Source organism: Enterovibrio norvegicus DSM 15893 (genome assembly GCF_900115495.1).
Classification (GTDB): domain Bacteria; phylum Pseudomonadota; class Gammaproteobacteria; order Enterobacterales; family Vibrionaceae; genus Enterovibrio; species Enterovibrio norvegicus.
This window is the reverse complement of the sequence record NZ_FOWR01000051.1, coordinates 26465-33636: the sequence shown is the minus strand read 5'-3', so window position 1 is coordinate 33636 and position 7172 is coordinate 26465. Positions and strand designations below refer to the sequence as shown.

The 7172-nt window shown below is 48.0% G+C and carries 5 protein-coding genes; 1 reads left to right on the top strand and 4 read right to left on the bottom strand.

Annotated elements, in window-relative coordinates:
* Positions 1-336: 336 nt before the first annotated feature.
* From BM082_RS21940 to BM082_RS21930, 3 genes are all read right to left on the bottom strand, one after another.
* Positions 337-1341, bottom strand: coding sequence for a PIN domain-containing protein (locus BM082_RS21940; RefSeq protein ID WP_074928621.1), 1005 nt, complete (start codon positions 1339-1341; stop codon positions 337-339).
* Between the two features lie 407 nt (positions 1342-1748).
* Positions 1749-4799, bottom strand: coding sequence for an efflux RND transporter permease subunit (locus BM082_RS21935; RefSeq protein WP_074928619.1), 3051 nt, complete (start codon positions 4797-4799; stop codon positions 1749-1751).
* A gap of 3 nt (positions 4800-4802) precedes the next feature.
* On the bottom strand, positions 4803-5918 hold the full coding sequence (locus BM082_RS21930; RefSeq protein WP_208862547.1) for an efflux RND transporter periplasmic adaptor subunit: 1116 nt from the start codon (positions 5916-5918) through the stop codon (positions 4803-4805).
* Between the two features lie 207 nt (positions 5919-6125).
* On the opposite strand from BM082_RS21930, the gene BM082_RS21925 reads away from it, so the two are divergent.
* Positions 6126-6722, top strand: a complete 597-nt coding sequence (locus tag BM082_RS21925) for a TetR/AcrR family transcriptional regulator (protein ID WP_074928613.1) — start codon at positions 6126-6128, stop codon at positions 6720-6722.
* A gap of 62 nt (positions 6723-6784) precedes the next feature.
* Here the strand turns inward: BM082_RS21925 and BM082_RS24695 are convergent, their stop codons facing one another.
* Complete coding sequence (locus tag BM082_RS24695) at positions 6785-7165, bottom strand: nuclear transport factor 2 family protein (RefSeq protein ID WP_017010028.1); 381 nt, start codon at positions 7163-7165, stop codon at positions 6785-6787.
* Between the last annotated feature and the right edge of the window lie 7 nt (positions 7166-7172).

Sequence of the window (7172 nt, the reverse complement as noted above, 5' to 3'; positions counted from 1 at the left end):
AACAAGACGTTGTCCACACTGTGGTGAGCACTTGATGGTCTGCGTGGGCGTCTCGCGACCGAGGTAGCCGAAAGGCGAACAGAATAAGGAGAATGGCATTCATGTAAACACAGGAGGACTGACCGACAAAAAAACACATCGTTAACGTAACATCTTGAAGTGAGTGGCTATCAGCTCACTTCTTGGCTGTGCTCGTCCTAACAAAAGTGACGGGCATAGATCCATCTTCTGCTCATCCGAGCAATTTACTCAATAAAGAGGCGTCGGGCTTGTTCAACACCCGAATAAAGTGTCGGCTGCGCGACACTTATTCTTATTTGTTAACTCTACGCTAGGTTAGGTGTCTAACATATCCCATTCGTCGCCAAGAACCCAACGTAAGGCTGATAATTTGCCATTGATCATACCCCATTCAAAGTCTGACCACGGACCGGTGTCTTCATACTTACTTTCAACTTTTTGCGCAGATTTAATTGCACCCTCTAGGATATGTTCATGCATGACCGCGCTTCCGTACCGTTCGGTACCCTCCGGCACAACTTCAATTTCACCATGTTCGATCTGCCACATCCTATTCTGATGTCTGTTGTACCAAACTTTATCCACCAACTCGTCCATTACATCAAGGATTTCTCGTAAGCCACGAGTTTCTTCAGTGTAATCGTATTCAAACTCGATATCAGCCAACACATCCTCATCAATGATGTTCAAAGCTGATGCAAGATTATTGAAATAATAAACATTTTCACGATTAAAAATATCATCGAAGTCTTCATGTGGTTTTCGATGATCTTTGGCAGAAAAGTCATTGTGATTGTGAGTGATAAAGAAGCAGCTATCAGTAGCATCAACATCAAGCGAAAACTCATAAAACTGCTCGATAATAACAGCGTCTGCAACCGAGTTTTTACTAATATGAAATGGAGCTTTTTTATCTAAGCCACGTTGAACCGCTGCAACTTTTGAACGCTCACTAATATTAATTAGCTCCGCAGACTGGATAAGTTTTTCGACTCTGTTGATTGTGCTGTAATTTGCATCTGTTAATAAAGGTAATCGTGCATTTATATCATTTAGCACTTCGAGCGTTTGCTCTTGGTTTGCGCTAGCAAACTCACTTACCACAGCTTTTACTTGTTTAAACTCTTGAGACAATCGTCTTGCCGTCTTGTTTGCAACATCTTCTTTATTTCTCTCGTATTCTTCTGCAACCAAGTCTGTAACAACCAGTTTCACCACATCGGTTTCGACTAGCTCTTCCAGAGCTGAAACCAAAGCAAGATCTTGCTTTTTCGTTGAAATATCAAGAAACACGCAAGTATCAAGAAATATATAATTCATATAACCTCAAATGATGAACTTTTTAGTAGAGTTAACAACTTATTAGCGGGCAACTTACCCGTTTAGTCCAAAATCGGGACGCCCGACTAGTCCGGCGAAACTACACATTCTAAAAATATATTGATTAAAATTCAGTTGTATAGCTATCAAGGCCACACTCCAAATTGTAGAAATCAGGCGTCCCGACCTAAAAATGTGCTTTTTCCACTATACCCTTAGCGCTGTTCATTTAAACAGTATTTCATACTGTGCATTGACACTGCTGATAGTACAGTAAGTTAAGCAATCAGATGCTTAAAAAATCAGTTCCCCAACACATTTTTGAGCAAAGCGACTGTGCTTTCAGCATCTACAAAAACGCCACGTATTCACGTGGCGTTTTGCTTTCTACATTTCAGCTTTGGCGCTTAAACCGCTTCCACCTTCACTCTAAAGAAAATCGCATAGAACAGCGGGATAACCACCAAGGTCAGAATGGTTGCGAACAGCAGACCAAACATGATGGTGACGGCCATACTCTTGAAGAACGGGTCAACCAAGAGAGGGGCGACACCTAAGATGGTGGTCAATGCGCCTAGCAATACTGGCCTTGCGCGGCTGAGTGCGGCGTCGATAATCGCGTGGTAGGCGGTTTTCCCATCTTTGATTTCCACGTCGGCTTGGTCGACTAATACAATGGCGTTTTTCACCATCATCCCGATCAGGCTCAAGAAGCCGAGTATCGCCATAAACTCAAACGGCGTTTGGAAGATGATCAAACCGACCGTCACACCAATGATGGCGAGCGGGGCGGTTAGCCAAATCACTAACGGCTGACGGATCGCGTTGAACATGAAGATGACGGACAAAATCATCGCGGCAAAACCGTAAGGCGCTGAAATCACCAAGCCTTCGTTCGCGTCTTTTGATGCCTTGTACTCGCCGTACCATTTCAGGGTGTAACCCGCTGGTAATTCGAGGGCTTCAATTTCCGTGCGAACTTTATTGAACGCATCTGCCGTTAACACGCCTGGGGCTGGGTCAGCTTGCACCAGTATGGTTGGCGTGCGGTCAATACGACGAAGCATGTCATCCTGATACACCACATCGACCGAATCGACGACTTGGCTGACGGGAATGAAACCGCCGACGGTGTGGCTAAACACTTCGGTGTTTTCAATCGCGCGCTGGTGGTTGCGTTCGGCTTCTGGTGCGCGGACGACCATTGGGATCAAATCGTTCCCTTCACGGTAAACACCCACATTGCGGCCTGATAACGTCTGGGCAATCGCTTGGTTGATGTCTTGCGTCGTCAAGCCATAGCGTTGTGCTTCTTCTGCGGAATAAACAGGGCGGAGCACAGGCACTTGCTGACGCCAATCATCTTGCACGGCAATCAGGTTCGAATCGTTTAGCATGATGGCTTTGGCTTTTTCAGCCAGCTCACGCAACACAGCGCTGTCTGGGCCTTTAAAGCCGGCTTCGATTTTCTTGCCGCCCCCGCGACCGAGCATGAACTTCCATACCTTGATAGATGCATCTGGGTATTTCACGGAAAGCTCGTGTTGCAGCTCACCCAACAATGGCGCGATTTTCTTGTAATCGTCGATGTCGATCAGCAATTGACCGTAACTTGGGTTACGCGCTTCGGGTGCGTAGGTTAGCATGAAACGCAAACCACCGCCGCCAATGAAGCTAGAAATATTGGTGATGCCTTCTTTGGCTTGCACATCTTTTTCAATGTTCGCGACCAATGCTTCGGTGCGTTTGATGTCAGAGCCTTGCGGCAAGTAAACATCGACAACAAACTGCGCACGTTGTGATTCAGGCATGAAGCCCGGCGGCACGAACTGCACGCTCCACATGGCGGTGGCGAGTGTGCCAAGCAGCATGAGTGAACTCAATGCACGATGCGCCAATACCCATTGCAACAAGCCTTTGTAGGCGGTTACAACGCGGGCCGGTTTTTGGTCGGCTTTTGCCGCTTTCACTTTGAGGAAATCCAAGCAAAGCATCGGCGTGATGGTGACGGCAAACACCCAGCTCAAGAACATGGAATACAAGATCACCCAAAACAGGGAACCCGCGTATTCGCCCATGTCGGAAGGGGACAAACCAATCGCACTGAACGCACAGATGCCGACTACTGTGCCGCCAAGCAGTGGCCATTTGGTGGCATTCACCACCTCTGACACGATGGTTTCACGGTCTTCATCTGGGTTTTGCTGGAAGCGCACCAGAATACCGTCGGTCACCACGATGGCGTTATCCACCAACATGCCGAGCGCAATGATCAACGCACCGAGTGAAATACGCTGCATGGCGATGTCTTCGATTAACATCACGCACAATGTGCCCGCCACGGTGAGTAGCAATACGAAGCCGATGATCACACCAGAACGCACGCCCATGAACAGCAGCAATACGACAAAGACGATGGCGACAGCAGCAATCAGGTTATCAATGAAGTTGGTGACAGAATCGCGCACCGAGTCGGATTGCATGGAAATGACATGCAGTTCCATGCCCAGTGGGCGTTGGTCATCCAACTCTGCAATGCGTGCTTTTACTGCATCACCCATGTCGACCACGTTACCGCCGGTGACATTGGAGATACCAAAGCCAATCGCACGTTCACCGTTGTAGCGCATCAGCATGGATGCCGGTTCTTTGTAGCCCCGCGTGACGTCAGCAATGTCGCCCAAACGCAGCACGGTATTGTTGTTGCCAACGGCGATTTGCAGGTTCTTCAAGTCAGCGAACGAATCAATGCTAGAGCTTGGGATCACGGGAATACGCATGGCGTCGGTTTCGATACTGCCAGCCACGGTCACCATGTTCTGCTTTTGCAGCACTTGGTAGACTTTCTCTGCCGATACGCCGAATTTTGCTAAACGTTCGCTGGAGATCTCAACAAAGATGGTTTCTTGTTGTTCGGCTAACGTGGCGGTTTTGGCAACCCCTGGCACCAGCACTAAATCACGACGTAATGTATCAACGTAATCTTGCAGTTGCTTGTCGGTAAACCCTTCACCCGTGACGGCAAAGAAGAGGGCATACACGTCGGCGAAATCATCGTTGACGATAGAAGGGCCAGCGCCGGGAGGGAGTTGTCGCTGCACATCGGAAATCTTGCGGCGAAGTTTGTCCCACACTTGCTGTAAATCCGCCGCGCTTTTGGCGAACTCGAGTTTGATTTCGACCGTGACTTCCGACATGCCTTGTTTCGACACGGATTTCACTTCTTTAAGTTCTTGAAGCGATTGCACCGCGCCTTCAATCACGTCCGTGACTTCGTCTGATACTTCTTGTGCGGTTGCACCTGAATATGGCGTATTGATAACAGCCTGACGGATAACGAACTCAGGGTCTTCAAAACGCCCGAGCTTCAAATAACTGATGTAGCCACCCAGCAGCGTGAGGGCAATCAATACCCAAACACTGGTGCGTTTGGCGATGGTAATACGTGCTAAGTCCATCAATTAGGCTCCGCCATTGTTTTTGGTAGACGAGTTATCGGAATAAGGGCGCACTTCCATGCCTTCACGAATGCTCGATACACCCGCGATCACGACGCGTTCTCCCTGAGCAAGGTTACTTTTCACCACGATGCGGTTTTTGCTTAGCGCGCCGATCTCGATAAAGCGTTTCTCAGCTTTGTTGTCAGCGTTGATCACCCACACAAACTGTTTGCCTTGGTTGTCAGGAACGACCGCAGTGAGAGGCACAGTTAAAACTTGTGCTTGTTCTTGACCATCGCTCACGTCAGCAGGGACGACTTTCACCGCCATGCCCGGTAAGGCACGGAAGCCTTTTAAATCTTCAAAGCCCAAAACAACGGGATAAGTTTGGGAAACAGGGTCTGCTTCGGTGGCGTAGGTACGGAGAACCAGCGGGAATTGTTGACCCGGAATCGCGGACAGTTCTGCCAAGGCTTTGGTTTGATTGAGGCCTGACAGCATCACTTTGTGAGGAATGTTGATCACCACTTCCAAATCACTCAGATCCTGCAACGCCACGATGGTTTCGTTCGCCTGAATTTGAACGTGGTTATCGACGAATTTACGGCCAATGATGCCGTCAAACGGGGCTTTTAATTCGGTGTATTCAAGCTGACGCGTTGCATCGTCCACACGGTTCTTCGCTAAGTCGTAGCGCGTGGTGATGGCATCTAAGTCACTTTTTGAAATGGCTTGGCTCTTGTCGAAAATCGCCTTCGCACGGCGGTATTCCACTTCGGTGTTTTTCAGCTCCAACTTGGCAGATTCCAACGCGGTTTTCGCATCACGTGCATCAAGCACTGCCAACACTTGGCCTTCTTTTACTTGATCGCCTTCTTTCACGAACACATCTGTCAGGCGTCCGCCGATACGGAATGCTAAATCAGCACGTTCAGCCGCGCGGATCACGCCATTGAAACTCAGTTCATCACTGCCACGCGCGGACACAAGTTCGGTAAGGGCTGGTTTAATCACAGGCGCAGCAATTTGCTGAACCTCTTTCTCGCCACAGCCACTCAATAGAAGGACAGACACCGCGATGCTCGCAGCGAGGGTATTGGCTTTGAATGTTGCCAATGCTGACTTTTTAGAAACCATGTTCACCTTTTTCTCCTTAGAAAGAAGGGTCAGGCGCGACCACTGTTTGAAGGTTTTTGTGTTTGTTGGTTATTTCTAAGCCGTTCTATCGGCAAGAAGTAAACTTTGGAGTTTATTTTAGGTGTGTTTTTGTCAAAGGTAAACTCAAAAGTGTACTTTGGTGATCTGCCTTGCTAGAGTTGGTGTGTCGGTAAACGGAGAAATGTAATGACACGCTCGGAACAAAAACGTCTGGCCATCATCAACGCGGCGAGAGAAGAATTTATTCAACATGGTTTTATCGCTGCCAACATGGACAGAGTCTGCACCTCAGCAGAAGTGTCGAAGCGCACGCTGTATCGCCATTTTGAAAGCAAAGAGGTGTTGTTTGAATGGGTGCTCACTATCATTCAAGCGTCGATCGATGAAACCGTCAGCTATCCGTTTGACCCAGAAATCAGCGCCTATGAGCAGCTAAAAGCCATCAGCCGAAAGGAAGTTGATATTCTTTATCACTCCTACGGTATTCCGCTGACACGCGTCATCCTGATCGAGTTTCTGCGCCAACCTGACATGGCACACACCATCATTTCCAAGCTCTATAATGCCAAAGCCCTATCAGCTTGGTTCGCTGAAGGGCTAGAAACGGGCAAGCTTAAAAATATGACCCCCGAGCTTTTCACAAACACCTACTCGAGCCTGTTCAACGGCATGTTCCTGTGGCCACAAGTCTTCGAAATGCGCGCCATCCCAGAAGGGAAGGACATCGACGATAAGATCGAACATGTAGTCAATGTGGTGTTGGGGGCGTGTGGGGTAGAGTAGAAAAAAGTGTTTAAAAGCAGGAAACCGAGTACGACACGGAGCTCGGTTTTTATGTGTGATGCCTATAAACCCGATAAGTCTGCAAACACCCGATAATCCGAAATTAAACCATTTTTTACATCTAAAAATGTAGAAAAAACGGCGGCGTGGTCGCTGCCATCTAACCTCACATAGTCCACAGTACCAAAACAACTTATATGGGTAGAGTCCGTCTGATCTGAGCGTTGAAACACAATGTTGTCAATGGTGTGTTTCATGGCTCCTATGCTGGAAAAGAACTGACGATTTCCTTCTAGGATTTGTGTTTTGTCAGTCACTTCTGGGTAATTACCCAGACGAAAGCGGCTCTGTTCACTTAACGCATGACTAAGGTAATCGACGTCTTTATTGTCAACGGCTTGGTATAAGCTTCGTACTAGGGTGTCGACTTGTTGAATATCCATTTTTCTT

Excerpts from the sequence above, each read along its gene's own strand:
- BM082_RS21940 (WP_074928621.1), bottom strand. The coding sequence starts at position 1,341 with ATGAATTATATATTTCTTGATACTTGCGTGTTTCTTGATATTTCAACG.
- BM082_RS21935 (WP_074928619.1), bottom strand. The coding sequence starts at position 4,799 with ATGGACTTAGCACGTATTACCATCGCCAAACGCACCAGTGTTTGGGTA.
- BM082_RS21930 (WP_208862547.1), bottom strand. The coding sequence starts at position 5,918 with ATGGTTTCTAAAAAGTCAGCATTGGCAACATTCAAAGCCAATACCCTC.
- BM082_RS21925 (WP_074928613.1), top strand. The coding sequence starts at position 6,126 with ATGACACGCTCGGAACAAAAACGTCTGGCCATCATCAACGCGGCGAGA.
- BM082_RS24695 (WP_017010028.1), bottom strand. The coding sequence starts at position 7,165 with ATGGATATTCAACAAGTCGACACCCTAGTACGAAGCTTATACCAAGCC.